We start from the raw sequence: 14938 nt of genomic DNA, 5'->3' as shown, positions 1-14938 counted from the left end.
CTTTGGTCTCGGGGACATGAGCGGCACGCGCACAACGGGTGCTGCGCGCGATCGCACGGACTGACGCTCGGCGTCAGTCAGCCTCTGCACTGGGTTCTCGGAAAGAACGAAGTTCTCGGTGAGAGCAGTGTCACAGGGGTTTGCGTGCGGGTCTTGCAGAGTTGCAATGGGGCCAGATTCACGCAGTTACGTGGAGCCCTCCGCTCGATTCCCCACTGTACCACCACGCACGTCGACCGCGAGCAGCAGCGCGTCCCACGGGGTGTCGGTCGTCGATGCGGCGAGTTCCATGGCGTCCTGACGGCTTCCCGGGCCGTCGGCGAGCACGAGCACGCTGGGACCGGCACCGGACACCACGGCGGCGAAGCCCGCCGCACGAAGCGTCTGGACCAGCCGCTGAGTCTCGGGCATCGCCTCGGCTCGATAGTCCTGATGAAGGCGGTCGGCCGTCGCGTCGAGCAGCAGTTCGGGGCTCTGCATGAGTGCGGCGATCAGCAGTGCCGAGCGCGAGACGTTGAACACCGCATCCGCCGTCGAGACCTGAGGCGGCTGCAGCGAGCGCGCCTTCGTGGTCGACATCGTGTACGAGGGCACGAGCACGAGCGGGGACACACCGCGGTGCACGAGCAGCTTCTTGTGCTGCGCTCCGCGCTCACCCATCCACGCGATCGTCAGCCCGCCGAACAGCGCGGGCGCCACGTTGTCGGGGTGTCCCTCGATCTCGGTGGCGAGGCGGAGCATGTCCGCGTCACTGATCTCGACATCACCCTCGAGCAGCCCCTTGGCCGCGAGGATGCCCGCCGCGACCGCAGCACCTGAGGATCCGAGTCCACGACCGTGCGGCACGCCGTTCTCGGCGACGATGCGCAGCCCCGGGAGGGGCCGCTCGACGTCCGCGTACACATGCGCGATCGTGCGCACGATGAGATTCGAGTCGTCACGGGGGATCTCGGCTGCTCCCGAACCGGAGACCTCGATCTCGAGCGCTCCCGCAGGGAGCTCCGTCACCAGGAGCGTGTCGTAGACGCTGAGCGCGAGTCCGAGGGTGTCGAATCCTGGGCCGAGGTTGGCGCTGGTCGCCGGGACCGTCACCTCGACCGTGCGCCCCGCCGCCATCGTCACTCGCCTTCCACGCGGAGCACCGAGACGACCCGTTCGACGACAGAGCTGTCGGCGAGCGCATCGACCGTGGCGCTGAGCGCGGCATCCGTGGCCCGGTGCGTGCCGATGACGAGGCGAGCGGTGGGCTCGTCTTCTCCTTCGACGGTCTGCACGACAGTGGCGACCGAAACGGCTCCATCGCTCAGGATCCCGGCGACGGTCGCGAGCACGCCCGGAGCGTCCGCGACCTCGAGAGTGATCTGGTAACGGGTCGTGACGTGACCGATCGGCACCACAGGGAGGTTCGCTCTGGTGGACTCCCCCACGCCGACACCGCCGGCGATGTGCCGACGAGCCGCCGACACGACGTCTCCGAGCACAGCGGATGCCGTCTGCACTCCGCCGGCGCCTGCACCGTAGAACATCAGCGAGCCTGCGGCCTCCGCCTCGACGAAGACGGCGTTGTTGGCTCCGTGCACCGAGGCGAGCGGGTGGGACTTGGGGACGAGTGCCGGGTAGACGCGCACCGAGATCGACTCGGTGCCGTTGGCCTCGATGCGCTCGCAGACGGCGAGCAGCTTGATCACGAAGCCGGCGGCGCGCGCCTCGTCGATCATCGACGCCGTGATCGTCGTGATGCCCTCGCGGTACACGGCGTCGAGCGGAACCGCAGTGTGGAATGCGAGACTCGCGAGGATCGCGGCCTTCTGGGCGGCGTCGTATCCCTCGATGTCGGCGGTCGGGTCTGCTTCGGCATAACCGAGGCGCTGTGCGTCGGCGAGAACGTCGGCGAAGTCGGCGCCCTCGGTCTCCATGCGATCGAGGATGTAGTTGGTCGTGCCGTTCACGATCCCCATGATGCGCACCACGCGGTCGCCGGCGAGCGAGTCGCGCAGCGGGCGGATGATCGGGATCGCACCGGCAGCGGCCGCTTCGTAGTAGACGGATGCGCCCACGCGGTCGGCCGCCTCGAACAGCTCGGGACCATGCGTCGCCAGCAGCGCCTTGTTGGCCGTGACCACATCGGCGCCGGAGCCGATCGCCTGCAGGATGCTCGTGCGCGCCGGCTCGATGCCGCCGATCAGCTCGATCACGATGTCGGAGCCGAGGATCAGCGACTCTGCATCCGTCGTGAACAGCTCCTTGGGCAGATCGGTCTCGCGCGGCGCATCGAGGTTGCGCACCGCGATGCCGGCCAGCTCCAGCGTGGCACCCGCGCGGTCGGCGAGTTCGTCGCCGTGGCGAAGAAGGAGGGCGGCCACCTGGGAGCCGACCGCTCCGGCGCCGAGGAGCGCCACCCGAAGTCGTCGGTACTCAGTCGTCATTGCATCTCTCCTTAGGAGGGTTGATCAGTCGTGCTACGTCGGGGACCGCGTCGTTCGCGCGGATCACCCGTGGTTCTCGGATGCCCCGACGCCGACATCGCGTGCCAGGACGTCGGCGATGGTCTCGCCGCGGACGATGATCGCCGACCGGCCATCGCGCACGGCGACGATCGGAGGGCGAGGGACGTGGTTGTAGTTGCTGGCGAGAGGCGCGCAGTAGGCGCCGGTGGAGGGAACAGCCAGCAGGTCGCCCGGAGACACATCGGCGGGCAGATACTCGTGGTCGACCACGATGTCGCCGGACTCGCAGTGCTTGCCGACCACCCGGCTGAGCTGCGGCTCCCCTGAGCCGAGCCGCGAGGCGAGACGAGCCGAGAACTGCGCTTCGTAGAGCGCCGTCCTGGCGTTGTCGCTCATGCCGCCGTCGACGCTGATGTAACGCCGAGTGGCTCCGGTGTCGAGCGCGACGTCCTTGGTGGTTCCGACCTCGTAGATCGTCACCCCGGCGGTGCCCACGATCGCCCTGCCCGGCTCGAATGACAGGGCGGGCACGGCGATCCCGCGTGCGGCGCAGCCCTCCGCGACGGCGGCGACGATCTCGCCCGCGAGCATCTCGATCGGCGTGGGGTCGTCGACGCTCGTGTATGCGATGCCGAAGCCTCCGCCGAGGTTGAGCTGAGGCACCGGTCCACCCTCGAGCAGCGCGGCGTGCAGCTCGAGCACCCGCTCCGCCGACTCGCGGAAGCCCGCGACGCCGAAGATCTGCGATCCGATATGGCAGTGGAGTCCGGCGAATTCGATGCCGGGGATCTCACGGATGCGGGCGACCGCCTGCTCGGCGTCGGGGAGCGGGAAGCCGAACTTCTGGTCTTCGTGGGCCGTCGCCAGAAAATCGTGGGTCTCGGCGTGCACGCCGCTGATGACCCGCACCAGCACGCGCTGCACAGCGCCCGTCCTGGCGGTGATCGCCGCCAGACGCTCGATCTCGATCGCGCTGTCGACGATGATCGTGCCGATGCCCACCTCGACGGCGCGCTCGAGCTCGGCGACCGACTTGTTGTTGCCGTGGAAGCCCAGGGATGCCGGAGCGACGCCCGCTGCGAGCGCGACCTCCAGCTCGCCGCCGGTGCACACGTCGATGCGGAGTCCTTCGTCGATCACCCAGCGCGCGATCGTCGTGGTCAGCAGCGCCTTGCCCGCGTAGTACACCTGCGCGGTCGTGCCGTATTCGCTCGCCGCCGCGTCGAAAGACGAGCGGAAGGCGCGGGCGCGGGAACGCACCTCGTCCTCGTCGATCACGAGCAGCGGCGTGCCGTACGTCTCGGCGAGAGCGGTCGCGGAGATGCCGGCGATCCGTAGTTCTCCGTCGGCGCCGCGGGCTGCGGAGGCGGGCCACACAGCGGCGGGAAGATCATTCACGTCGTCGGGCACGACGAGCCATTCCGGGGCGAGCGAGTCGGCAGGGGAAAGCAAGGAACACCAATCGTGGGACGAGTCTCGGGCGGATACGCGCACTGCGAGGTTGCCCCCGATTCTAGGGCACCGTGCATGCCGCATCAGTCATGGTGACACTCGGCGTCAACCCCCTGCGGACTCATCCTGCCGACTCGTAAGGTGGTGGAGATGAGCACCGAATCCGCAGCACCCGATGCCCGACGCCCCGGCCTGATCGCGCGCGTCAGCACTGCGACGATCCGCTGGGCTCTGACCCGTCGTCCGGTGCGGGCCTTCCTCCTCTACTCGGAGCGTCGGGGCCCGATGCTGGCCGACAGCGTGACCTACCGCGCGCTGTTCAGTGTGTTCGCCGCCGTTCTCCTCGGCTTCTCGATCGCCGCGCTGTGGCTCGCCGGCAATCCGGACGTCTGGGATGCGATCATCTCCGCCGTTCAGTCCGTGGTGCCCGGTCTCATCGGCGAAGACGGCGTCGTGAATCCCGATGACCTCAAGGAGCCGATCTCGCTGTCGATCGCGGGCGCCGTCTCGACGGTCGCTCTGATCGGCTCGGCGCTCGGCGCCGTGGGATCCCTGCGCACGGCGGTGCGAGTCCTCGCCGGAACCGCGCACGCCGACGTGCTGTTCATCTGGGTTCTGCTCCGCAACCTGCTGCTCGCGGTGGGTGTCGCCGTGCTGTTCATCGCTGCAGCGGCCGTCACTTTCGCCGGTAGGCTCGGGATCACCTGGATCAGCGGTCTGCTCGGCATCCCCGAGGATTCGCCCGTCGCATCCTGGGGCATCCGGATCGTCTCGCTGATCGTCGTACTGGCGCTCGACACCGTGCTCATCGCGGGCGTGTTCCGGCTGCTCTCCGGTCTCCGTCCCTCGGGGCGCTCCCTCTGGATCGGGGCTCTCATCGGCGGCGTCGGGCTGCTCGTGCTGCAGGAGCTCTCCGGGCTGTTCATCGGGGGCGCGACGAGCAATCCGCTGCTCGCATCCTTCGCCACGCTGCTGGCGCTGCTGATCTGGCTCAACCTGTCGACCCAGGTCATCCTGATCTCGTGCGCATACATCGTCACGTCGGAGGAAGAGCGCAAGGACCGCGTGCATGCCCGGTTCGGCGCGACGACCTTCCCGCAGCGACGCGTGCAGCGAGCTGAGGCCGAGGTCGCGCTCGCGACGTCGGAGCTTCGCGCGGCCCAGCAGGCCGAACGGGAAGCCCGCCTCGGTTCCGACGACGACTGAGCGTCACCCCTGAGGGCAGGTGCCCTTCTCGAGCAGACTCTCGTCGGTGGCGATGGCACCGTCGACGTCGACGTCGATCACGGCCTCCGCTCCATCGATCTCGAGGTCGGTGAGTGTGATGCCCGCGGGCAGCTGATCGGCGATGCAGATGCGCTGCGTCTCGGTGAGCCGTTCTCCGAGTGCGCCGAGGGTCGATCCGACCTGATCCGCGTCGACCTCGAGTCCGCCGATCGTCAGCCCGACGGGGGTGAGCTCGAGGTCTCCCTCCGCGACGCCAGGAGTCACCGTGAGGGAGATCGGGATCGCGATGCCCAGCACGCTCACGGAGCCCGCCACCGTCGCGTTCGGCGTGTCGAGCGTGACGGTGTCGATGGGGAGATCGGTGTCGGACAGCAGATCCGTGAACTGCGACTCATCGATGCGGATGGTGCCGGAAGCGCCGCGCAGGTCACCGCCGCGCAGCGGGACGCCCGTGGCAGTGACGTCGACGGCGCCGGTGATCCCCTCCAGGGTCACGGAGTCGGTGGTGAGGTGCAGGCTGTCGAGCGTGCCACCGATCAGCTGAGGCAGCAGGATCCCGTCAGCCTCGACCGCGAGCTCCTGGTCAGCGGGCAGATCGAGCTGTTCGATCACGATGCCCCGCACTATGCCGGGCAGGACAGCCCGCGCAATGAGCTCCGCCGCCACGACGAGAGCGGCGAGCACCACGACGACGATCAGCAGCACCCATGGCCACCGCTTGCGCTTGCGTGCGGGTGCAGCGACACCGTCGACGGGCGCACCATCCTTGCCGCCGGGGATCACGAGCGTCGGATGCTCGGAATCCGCAGCGGGGTAAGGAAGGGTGTGGTTGTCGTCGCTCATGCTGCCATCCTGCCCTACGACGCCGGACGGCAACCGGAGTCACATGCGCTCTGGCGCAGACACACCGAGCAGGTCGAGTCCGTTGCGGAACACCTGCCCTGCGGCGTCGTTGAGCCACAGACGCGTGCGATGCACCGTCTCGACAGGATCGTCGCCCTGTGGGATGACCCGGCAGTTGTCGTACCAGCGGTGGTAGAGGCCCGCGAGCTCTTCGAGGTAGCGCGCGACCCGGTGCGGCTCGCGCACCTCAGCCGCGAACGCGACGATGCGAGGGAACTCCTGCAGGGCGCCGAGAAGCGCGCTCTCGGTCTCGTGCGTGAGCGTCTCGGGAGAGAACTCCGAACGGTCCACCCCGGAGTCGGCGGCGTTGCGCGCGACGTTGTGCGTGCGAGCATGCGCGTACTGCACGTAGAACACCGGGTTGTCGTTCGTGCGCTTCTGCAGCAGCTCGGGGTCGAGCGCGAGAGGAGAGTCGGCGGGCGAACGCTCGAGCGAGTAGCGGAGAGCGTCGGTGCCCAGCCACTCGCGCAGATCGTCCATCTCGATGATGTTTCCGGCGCGCTTGCTGAGACGCGCGCCGCCCACCGAGACCAACTGCCCGATCAGCACCTCGACGTTCTTCTCGGGGTCCTCCCCTGCCGCGCCCGCGATCGCCTTGAGGCGGTGGACATAGCCGTGATGGTCGGCGCCCAGCAGGTACAGCTTGTACTCGAAGCCGCGATCGCCCTTGTTGAGGTAGTACGCGGCGTCGGCGGCGAAGTAGGTGTACTCGCCGTTGGAGCGACGGATCACACGATCTTTGTCGTCGCCGAAGTCGGTGGTGCGCACCCAGACAGCGCCCTCGTGGTCGAACACGTGCCCCTGCTCGCGCAGACGATCGACGGCACGGTCGACGAAGCTGACTCCGTCTTCGTCTTTGGCGTGCAGAGTGCGCTCCGAGAACCACACGTCGAAATCGACGTTGAACTTCGAGAGCGACTGCTTCTGCTCTTCGAGCTGGAAGCCGTAAGCGAGTTCGCGCGTCACGACCACCTGCTCGTCGCCGGGCAGGTCGAGCAGGTCGGGGCGCGCAGCGAGCACCCGTGCGGCGAGGTCGCCGATGTAGCTGCCGGCGTATCCGCCCTCGGGGGTGGGCTCGCCCTTGACTGCGGCCAGCACCGAGTTGGCGAAGCGCTCCATCTGCACGCCGGCGTCGTTGATGTAGTACTCCCTGGCGACCTTCGCGCCTGAGGCCGCGAGCACCCGGGCGATCGCGTCGCCCAGCGCCGCCCAGCGGGTGTGGCCGATGTGCAGCGGTCCGGTCGGGTTCGCGCTGACGAACTCGATGTTGATGCTGCGCCCGGCCTGGGTGTCGTTGTGCCCGTATTCGGCACCGGCGTCGACGATCACCTTCGCCAGTGCGCCGGCTGCAGCCGCGTCCAGGCGGATGTTGATGAACCCGGGCCCCGCGACCTCTGCGCTCTGCACGCCGTCGACCTGTGCGAGCCCGTCGGCGATCTGCTGCGCGAGCTCACGGGGGTTCGTGCCGAACGGCTTCGCCAGGCGCATCGCGATGTTCGAGGCCCAGTCTCCGTGGTCGCGGTTGCGAGGACGCTCGAAGACGATGTCTGCTGCGGTGAGTCCGAGCGGCTCGCCAGGACGTCGTTCCTCGGCGATCGGTGCGAGGACGGCGAGGAGGGCTGTGGCGAGCGTTTCAGGGTTCATAGGCCTCCCAGTTTACGGCGCGTCACGCGTCGGAATTTGCGCGGGCGGGATCGTGATCTACAGTCATGCCATGAAGGCCGCCCCCGCCCGCCGCCGTCTGCCCGTCGCAGGCCTCGCCGTCGCCGTGATCCTGGCGCTCGCCGCGGTCGTCCTCGGTGTCTGGCGCCCGTGGGTTCCCGTGCCGTCCTCGGCACCCGTCGGTGCGGCCGCCGTCGCGAATGAAGACGCCGTCGCGATCGCGCCGGTTCCGCTCCATCTTCCCGAGCATCCGACCGTGCTCGTGTTCGGCGATTCCTGGACCTACGGATCGGCTGCGACCGACCCGACCCTCGGCTACGCCTATCAGCTCGCCGCCCTGATCGACGGCGAGACGATCGTCGACGGCGTCCGCGGCAGCGGCTACCTCAAGCCCGGACTCGACGGCCCCGCCTTCGGCGAGCGCATCGCCGCTCTGGACCCCGCGCTCAGCCCCGACCTGATCATCCTGCAGGGGTCGATCAACGACCGGGCACAGGGCGAGGCCGGGTACCGAGAGGCCGTCACCGCCGCGTGGGATGCGATGGCCGCGAAGTATCCGGAGGCGACGATCGTCATCCTGGGCCCGGCGCCCCACGAGCTGCCCGTGGGCGCCGAGACCGCTCGCATCGACGCCGATCTCGGCGAACTCGCCGCGGCTCGCAGCTGGTGGTACATCTCCCCCGTCGCGCAGGACTGGATCACCGAGCAGAACTATCTGTCGGTCATCGACGTCGAGGTGGGCCGCAAGCACCCGTCGACGGACGGCCACCGTTACCTCGCCGAAAAACTGGCCGCGGCGCTGGGCGAAGTGGGCGACGCGCCGGTGACCGAAGCCGGTGGGTCGGAGACCACTCCCGAGCAGTGATATTGTCGATCGGTACGCCTCCGTAGCTCAGTGGATAGAGCGCCGGTTTCCGGTACCGTAGGTCGCAGGTTCGACTCCTGTCGGGGGCACACACATCAACTCCACGAGAAAAGCCGCCTGGGTTCAGGCGGCTTTTCTCGTTGGTGCTCTTCGCGACGTGAGCGCACGACACGAAGTCAGGCATCGTCGGCCGTGACGGCATTACCCCAGACCCAGCATCGGAACGTGGTCTCGCCGGCACGGAACTCGATACCTGCGGCCTCGGGTGTGGAGCGGGCGAGCTTGGCGTCCACACGAATGGCCTCCGGCCCGAACCGCACCCACGCGCGGACTGCACGGTATGGCTGCGGGTAGATGGTGACCGGCTGTTCTCGAAGTGCGAGTTCGCGGTCAGTCAGGGACTGGAGGGGTCCACATCGAGCGGCCGCGAGGATCGCCTGGTACTGGGATCGCATGTCGTAGTGAGCAGCGAGACGCTTGCTAGACCCCATGCCGGCTCCCTTCTCCGGCCTGAGTTCAGGGTAGCAACATTCGAAGCTATGTTCTATTCTGAACTCATGCGACCGACGACCGATCACCTCCCGGCAACCCTATGGATGGTCAACGACATTCCGTCGCGCATGGTCTTCGCCGGGCACCGGTGGAGGGTGTCCGATACCCCTACGCGCCTACGTCACTCGATCTGGTCCGCATCGGCGACTCAGCATCACGGGCTCTATGGATGGCGCTTCCAGGGCACGAACGACGACGGGTTGTCGCTGGTGTTCGATGTCTTCAGGGGCGCGGACGGCTGGCACGTCCACCGCAGCTACGACTAGTCACGCGTGAACCGGCGCACCGGACACTGCTCGGACTGGTTCACTCGACGCTCCCGCTACGCGTTGACCGCGCACGGTCACGAGCTGTCCGAGCGTCGCGCCCTAAGCCAACCCGGCGCCGTGGTGTGACCCGGGTCGGAGACATCACTCGGAGCACCACTCACCGCCTATGATTCGTGAGATGCTGCGCAATCGTCGGCCGAAGGACGTCCACGGCCCCACACGCACCGCTCACGCTCCCACTCCTGCTGAGGCTGGGGGGCTCTCCCCCAACCTGCGCGTCCTCCTGACGCTCGCGGCGGCGACCGTCGCTCTCGCCGGGGTGTACTTCGCCCGAGAGGTGTTCGGGCCCGTCGCGCTCGCGATCGCGATCGTGGTGATCTGCGAGCCCCTCCGCCGACCACTCGATCGGCGCGGCTGGCCCCGATGGGCCGGAACGACAGCCGTCATCGCCCTCGCCTACCTGATACTCCTGGCCATGGGCGCGTTGCTGTGGCTCGCGGGGACGCAGTTCGCTCGACTGATCAGCGACCTCACCTCCGAGGGCGGTCTGACCCGCGCCGCGGATCAGCTCATCTCTTCACTGCGGTCCCTCGGGCTGGACGCGGAGTCGTCGGACGCTGCGGCCTCGGTTCTCGATCCCGCGACGCTGGTCGCCGTCGCGCGCAGCGTCGGCGGCACAGCGCTCAGCGCGGCCACCGCACTGTTCTTCGTGTGCGCGTACATCATCTTCATGGCGGTCGACGCCGCCCGCTACCGTCAAGCTCCCGTGCTCTTCGCAGCGAGCAAGGGCGCGACGATCGAGCGCATCGTGCGCCTCAACTCCGGCATCCGCAGGTACTACGTCGTGAACGCCACCTTCGGTGCCATCGTCGCGGTCATCGACGGGCTCGCTCTGTGGTGGATGGGAATCCCGGTTCCGATCGTCTGGGCGATCCTCGCGTTCGTCACGAACTTCATCCCCAACATCGGGTTCATTCTCGGACTCGTGCCACCGGCCATCCTCGCGTTCATCGTCGGCGACTGGCCTCTGCTCCTCGGCGTCATCGCCGTCTACTGCGTCGTCAACGTCGTGCTGCAGGTCCTCGTGCAGCCCAAGTTCGTCAGCGACGCCGTCGACCTCAGCCTCACACTGAGCTTCCTCTCGGTGATCTTCTGGACCTTCATCATCGGACCGCTCGGAGCGATCCTGTCCATTCCGCTCACCCTGCTCGTGCGCACTCTGGTGCTCGAAGGCGACCCGAGCACGACGTGGCTTCGGTGGCTCTCCGGTGACCGGAATGCGGTTCCTTCAGAGGAGCACCCCGCAGAGGAGAGACCTGAAACGAGACCCCGGCGTCGACGGTCCGCACGCGACCACCGATCGGGCGACCGCTAGGACACGGCCTCCGTCAATCGGATGGGCCGCTCCCCGGCGCTGCATCTGCGGCCGCAGCGTCCTCGTCCCGGCGTGGCTTGGCGCCCGCACCGGCGCCGAGCGAGATCGTCGAGAGCAATCCGAGCGACAGGAACCCCGCCGCCGTCCACGCGGCGAACCGGGTGCCGTCAGAGAACGCCGACTTCGCATCGTCTGCGATCTCGGCGGTCTCGGGCTGCGCCTCGAGCCCGCTGATCGCCGCGCCGGCGCTGTCGACGACGGACGACACGATCTGATCGCGCTGCTCGACCGGAAGCCCCCGTGCATCGAGTGACGATGAGAGGATCCCGGCCGTGCTCGTGAACAGCACGGTCCCGAGCACGGCGACACCGAGAGCAGCACCGAGCTGGCGCGACGTCGACTGGGTGCCCGACGCCGCGCCGCTGTCATCGACCGGCACGTCGGCGAGCACGACACCCGTCAGCTGAGCTGTGGCGAGGCCGACACCGAGTCCGTAGACGAAGAGGAACGGGATGAGGGGCACCCACGACGCGTCTGGGGCGATGACGAAGCCGACGCCTGCGACGCCGATGATCTCGGCCAGAAGTCCCGCCCGCACGACCCAGACCGGAGCGATCTTGCCGCTCGCCGCGCCCGCCGCGCCGCTGGCCACGAACGACCCGCCGGCCAGGGCGAGCAGCAGCAGGCCCGTCTGCAGCGCATCGAACCCCAGGACGAACTGCAGCCACAACGGCAGCGCGAGGATGATGCCGAACTCGCCCAGAGACACCACTGTCGCCGCTATGTTGCCGTTGCGGAACGACGGAATGGAGAACAGACGCAGGGCGAGAAGGGTCCCCCTGCCGCGGCGCTCCCGATGCACGCCCCACGCGATGAAGGCGACGAGGGCGACGACGGCCAGCGCGAAGGCGAACGGGATCGGAGACACGTCCGACGGCCAGGTCCAGTCGCCGATCTGAGGACGCTGGTCGACGAGCCACCACCCGTAGGTACGCCCCTCGATCAGACCGAACACGAGACTCGCCATCGTGATCACCGCGAGGATCGCTCCGACGACGTCGATCTTCGACGTCCGATCGCTGCGCGATTCGGCGACCGTGAGCAGCACCCCGATGATGATGACGATCCCGAGCGGGATGTTGATGCCGAAAGCCCAGCGCCAGGAGAACGCCGTCGTCAGCCATCCCCCGAGCAGAGGGCCCACAGCTGCCATACCGCCGATCGTCGAGCCCCACACCGCGAAGGCGATGCCGCGCTCGCGGCCTCGGAACGTCGCATTGATGATCGACAGTGTCGTCGGCAGGATCATCGCCCCGCCGACTCCCTGCGCGAGACGGGCGAGGATCAGCATCCCGCCGTCCGCTGCGAACGCCGCGAGCACCGAGGACGCCGCGAAGACGACGACGCCGATGAGCATCACGCGCCGTCGTCCGAAACGATCCGCCAGACTGCCGAACACGAGGAGCAGGGCGGCGAACACCAGCGTGTAAGCCTCCTGCACCCACTGCACCTCGGTCGAGGTGATAACCAGATCGTCGACGATCGCCGGAATCGCCACATTCACGATCGTCGAATCGACGATGATCAGCGACACGGCGATGCTGATGAAGACCAGGCCCACCCAGCGCAGGCGAATGTAGCGTTCCATGACTACTAGCCTAGCTAGCAATTAGACAGGTGTCACGAATCTGTTCACCGCCTCTCAGCGGCAATCAGTCGGCGTGCGCCTCCACGGCCGGACGATCGACGATCCTCCGAACACCACCCCTTGCGAGCATGAGCACGATGATGAGCGCGGTCACCTGCAAGAACCCACCCAGATACACGGCGTCGCCGAAGACCCACGCCACGATCTCGAGCACGAGGAACTTGCTACCGGGAAGGACGAGGAGCAACGCGGCGACGTTCAGCACTCTGACCCAGCGGCTGTGCGTTCCGCGGATGCGCGCCACGATGCGCTTCTTCACGTAGAGCACTCCCTCGAGCACGACCTTGAGCAGCACCGCAGTCAGCAGGGCGAGAAGGAATGACTCGGAGATGACCTCGGGGAACAGCTGGATGAAGACGCCGAGCACCACGAGGTAGACGAAGATGTCGACGAGGTCGACGGGACGGAGCCGCACGGCCTCATCGTAGCGAGGACTCGATCACGATTAGATTGTGCACAATCTAATCGTGTGCAATGCTTGAGAGATGGCCGTGACCGATGAGATGGTGTGCTTCTCGCTGTACTCCGCCGCCCGAGCGACGACGCAGGCCTACCGAGCCCTCCTCGCACCCTGGGGTCTCACCTACCCGCAGTACCTGGTGCTCGCGATCCTCTGGATGGAGGGCGAGCAGACGATCGGGTCGCTGGGCGACGCGATGCAGCTCGATTCGGGCACCCTCTCCCCCCTCGTGCGTCGCCTCGAGCAGGCGGGCTACGTGATCCGAGCCCGCAGCTCTGCCGATGAGCGGGTCGTCACGGTGGGGCTGACCGAGGCGGGCACGGCGCTGCGCACCGAGGTCGCGCCTGTCCACACCACGATCGCAGCCCTCGCCGGAATGCAGGACGACGACCAGCGTCACCGCCTGATCGCCGAGCTGCAGGAGCTCACCGGGCGGCTGCAGAAGACAGGCGCCACCCCGCACCCGTGACGCGCACACCGCGCGCCGACTGACCACAACCGGAAGGAATCCACACCATGGAAGCTCTCTACACCGCCGAGGCCCTCGCCACAGGAGCCGGCCGCGACGGCCGCGTCGCCACGAGCGAAGGCAACCTCGAGCTCGACCTCGCCATCCCCAAGGAGATGGGCGGCAGCGGAGACGGCGCCAACCCCGAGCAGCTGTTCGCCGCCGGTTACGCCGCGTGCTTCCACTCCGCACTGCAGTCGGTCGCCCGCACGCAGAAGGTGAAGATCTCCGACTCGTCGGTCGGTGCCCGCGTGCAGATCGGATCCAACGGCGAGGGCGGTTTCGGGCTCGCCGTGCAGCTCGAGGTCGTCATCCCCGACCTCCCCCACGACCAGGCCCAGGCACTCGCGGACGCCGCCCACAAGGTGTGCCCCTACTCCAACGCGACCCGCGGCAACATCGACGTCGAGATCACCGTCACCGACGACTGATCCACCCCGAACATCCCCCACGATCGATCCCACGAGGAGACACAATGCGCGCACTCACCCATGACACCTTCGGCGATCCCGAACAGGTTCTGACCGTCACCGAACGCCCCACCCCCGAGCCCGGCCCGGGTCAGGTGCGGCTGAAGATCGTGCTGTCGCCGATCCACAACCACGACCTCTGGACCATCCGGGGCACCTACGGCTTCAAGCCCGAGCTGCCCGCGGCATCCGGCACCGAGGCCCTCGGCATCGTCGACGCTCTCGGCGAGGGCGTCGACAACCTGGCAGTCGGACAGCGGGTCGCCACCGGCGGCACGTTCGGCGCCTGGGCCGAGTACGTGGTCGCGAACGCCGCAGGTCTCATCCCGGTTCCCGAGTCGCTCAGCGACGAGAGCGCGGCACAGCTCGTCTCGATGCCGTTCAGCACCATCAGCCTGCTGCAGTTCCTGGGGGCCGAGAAGGGCGACTGGATCGTCCAGAACGCGGCGAACGGCGCGGTCGGACGCATGCTCGCCCAGCTCGGCGCCGCTCGTGGCGTCAATGTCATCGGCCTCGTGCGCCGCGCGGCCGGCGTCGACGAACTCCGCGAACAGGGCATCGAGAACGTCGTCTCGACCGACGACGACGGCTGGCGCGCGCAGGTCGCCGAGATCACCGGCGGCGCGCACATCGCCTTCGGCATCGACTCCGTGGGCGGATCGTCTGCGGGGGACGTGCTGTCGCTCCTCGGCGAGGGCGGCACACTCGTCGCTTTCGGCGCCATGAACTCGCCCACGATGGAGATCGCCTCGGGCGACGTCATCTTCAAGCAGGCGACCGTCAAGGGCTTCTGGGGCAGCAAGGTCATCCAGACGATGGATGCCGCCACACGCGGCGCTCTGTTCGGCGAACTCATCCAGCGCGTCAGCGACGGCACCCTGACCCTGCCGGTCGCCGGGGTCTTCGACGCTGCAGACGCCGCGGACGCTGTGCGTGCGAGCAACACCGCCGGCCGCGTGGGCAAGGTGCTTCTGAAGTTCTGATCTCGGCGAGGCGCAGGGTGTTGCGCATTACTTGACAGTGGCAATTAATGCCGCATA

At 68.0% G+C, this 14938-nt stretch carries 15 protein-coding genes and 1 tRNA gene; 8 read left to right on the top strand and 8 right to left on the bottom strand.

The window, feature by feature from the left end:
- Positions 1 to 186: 186 nt before the first annotated feature.
- From thrB to lysA, 3 genes are all read right to left on the bottom strand, one after another.
- On the bottom strand, positions 187 to 1116 hold the full coding sequence (thrB, locus tag MRBLMI13_RS01730) for a homoserine kinase (protein WP_309687674.1): 930 nt from the start codon (positions 1114 to 1116) through the stop codon (positions 187 to 189).
- Between the two features lie 2 nt (positions 1117 to 1118).
- Complete coding sequence (locus MRBLMI13_RS01725; RefSeq protein WP_367820878.1) at positions 1119 to 2426, bottom strand: homoserine dehydrogenase; 1308 nt, start codon at positions 2424 to 2426, stop codon at positions 1119 to 1121.
- 63 nt (positions 2427 to 2489) lie between these two features.
- Entirely contained in the window at positions 2490 to 3899 is a 1410-nt protein-coding gene (lysA, locus tag MRBLMI13_RS01720) for a diaminopimelate decarboxylase (RefSeq protein ID WP_056376558.1), read from the bottom strand.
- 150 nt (positions 3900 to 4049) lie between these two features.
- Here lysA and MRBLMI13_RS01715 point away from each other — a divergent pair, with 150 nt between their 5' ends.
- The gene (locus MRBLMI13_RS01715; RefSeq protein WP_367820881.1) at positions 4050 to 5105 is read left to right on the top strand and encodes a YihY/virulence factor BrkB family protein; all 1056 of its coding nucleotides are present in this window, start codon (positions 4050 to 4052) and stop codon (positions 5103 to 5105) included.
- 3 nt (positions 5106 to 5108) lie between these two features.
- On the opposite strand, the gene MRBLMI13_RS01710 is transcribed toward MRBLMI13_RS01715, so the two are convergent.
- Together MRBLMI13_RS01710 and argS are read right to left on the bottom strand one after the other, a co-directional pair.
- Complete coding sequence (locus MRBLMI13_RS01710) at positions 5109 to 5969, bottom strand: DUF2993 domain-containing protein (RefSeq protein ID WP_311879346.1); 861 nt, start codon at positions 5967 to 5969, stop codon at positions 5109 to 5111.
- Positions 5970 to 6008: 39 nt separating this feature from the next.
- On the bottom strand, positions 6009 to 7673 hold the full coding sequence (argS, locus tag MRBLMI13_RS01705; RefSeq protein WP_311879348.1) for an arginine--tRNA ligase: 1665 nt from the start codon (positions 7671 to 7673) through the stop codon (positions 6009 to 6011).
- 70 nt (positions 7674 to 7743) lie between these two features.
- Here argS and MRBLMI13_RS01700 point away from each other — a divergent pair, with 70 nt between their 5' ends.
- Entirely contained in the window at positions 7744 to 8556 is an 813-nt protein-coding gene (locus MRBLMI13_RS01700; RefSeq protein WP_367820883.1) for an SGNH/GDSL hydrolase family protein, read from the top strand.
- A 16-nt stretch (positions 8557 to 8572) separates the two neighbouring features.
- A tRNA-Arg gene (locus MRBLMI13_RS01695) sits at positions 8573 to 8645 on the top strand.
- A gap of 87 nt (positions 8646 to 8732) precedes the next feature.
- Here the strand turns inward: MRBLMI13_RS01695 and MRBLMI13_RS01690 are convergent.
- The gene (locus MRBLMI13_RS01690) at positions 8733 to 9047 is read right to left on the bottom strand and encodes a hypothetical protein (RefSeq protein WP_228385686.1); all 315 of its coding nucleotides are present in this window, start codon (positions 9045 to 9047) and stop codon (positions 8733 to 8735) included.
- Between the two features lie 66 nt (positions 9048 to 9113).
- Here MRBLMI13_RS01690 and MRBLMI13_RS01685 point away from each other — a divergent pair, with 66 nt between their 5' ends.
- Both MRBLMI13_RS01685 and MRBLMI13_RS01680 read left to right on the top strand, forming a co-directional pair.
- Positions 9114 to 9374, top strand: a complete 261-nt coding sequence (locus tag MRBLMI13_RS01685; RefSeq protein WP_367820885.1) for a hypothetical protein — start codon at positions 9114 to 9116, stop codon at positions 9372 to 9374.
- A 181-nt stretch (positions 9375 to 9555) separates the two neighbouring features.
- The gene (locus MRBLMI13_RS01680) at positions 9556 to 10752 is read left to right on the top strand and encodes an AI-2E family transporter (protein WP_367820887.1); all 1197 of its coding nucleotides are present in this window, start codon (positions 9556 to 9558) and stop codon (positions 10750 to 10752) included.
- A 13-nt stretch (positions 10753 to 10765) separates the two neighbouring features.
- Here the strand turns inward: MRBLMI13_RS01680 and MRBLMI13_RS01675 are convergent, their stop codons facing one another.
- On the bottom strand, positions 10766 to 12400 hold the full coding sequence (locus MRBLMI13_RS01675; protein ID WP_367820889.1) for an MFS transporter: 1635 nt from the start codon (positions 12398 to 12400) through the stop codon (positions 10766 to 10768).
- A 64-nt stretch (positions 12401 to 12464) separates the two neighbouring features.
- Positions 12465 to 12875, bottom strand: a complete 411-nt coding sequence (locus tag MRBLMI13_RS01670) for a hypothetical protein (protein ID WP_079112621.1) — start codon at positions 12873 to 12875, stop codon at positions 12465 to 12467.
- A 70-nt stretch (positions 12876 to 12945) separates the two neighbouring features.
- On the opposite strand from MRBLMI13_RS01670, the gene MRBLMI13_RS01665 reads away from it, so the two are divergent.
- The 3 genes from MRBLMI13_RS01665 to MRBLMI13_RS01655 are packed head-to-tail and all read left to right on the top strand — an operon-like array spanning position 12946 to position 14881.
- Entirely contained in the window at positions 12946 to 13389 is a 444-nt protein-coding gene (locus MRBLMI13_RS01665) for a MarR family winged helix-turn-helix transcriptional regulator (RefSeq protein ID WP_056376539.1), read from the top strand.
- Positions 13390 to 13436: 47 nt separating this feature from the next.
- Entirely contained in the window at positions 13437 to 13859 is a 423-nt protein-coding gene (locus MRBLMI13_RS01660; protein ID WP_367820892.1) for an organic hydroperoxide resistance protein, read from the top strand.
- 44 nt (positions 13860 to 13903) lie between these two features.
- Positions 13904 to 14881: a zinc-binding dehydrogenase gene (locus MRBLMI13_RS01655; protein WP_367820894.1), complete on the top strand. Its 978-nt coding sequence runs from the start codon at positions 13904 to 13906 to the stop codon at positions 14879 to 14881.
- Positions 14882 to 14938: the final 57 nt, after the last annotated feature.

Origin of the sequence: Microbacterium sp. LMI13-1-1.1, assembly GCF_040815625.1 — a bacterium.
Taxonomy (GTDB): Bacteria; Actinomycetota; Actinomycetes; order Actinomycetales; family Microbacteriaceae; genus Microbacterium; species Microbacterium forte.
This window is presented reverse-complemented; position numbering and strand designations above follow the sequence as displayed.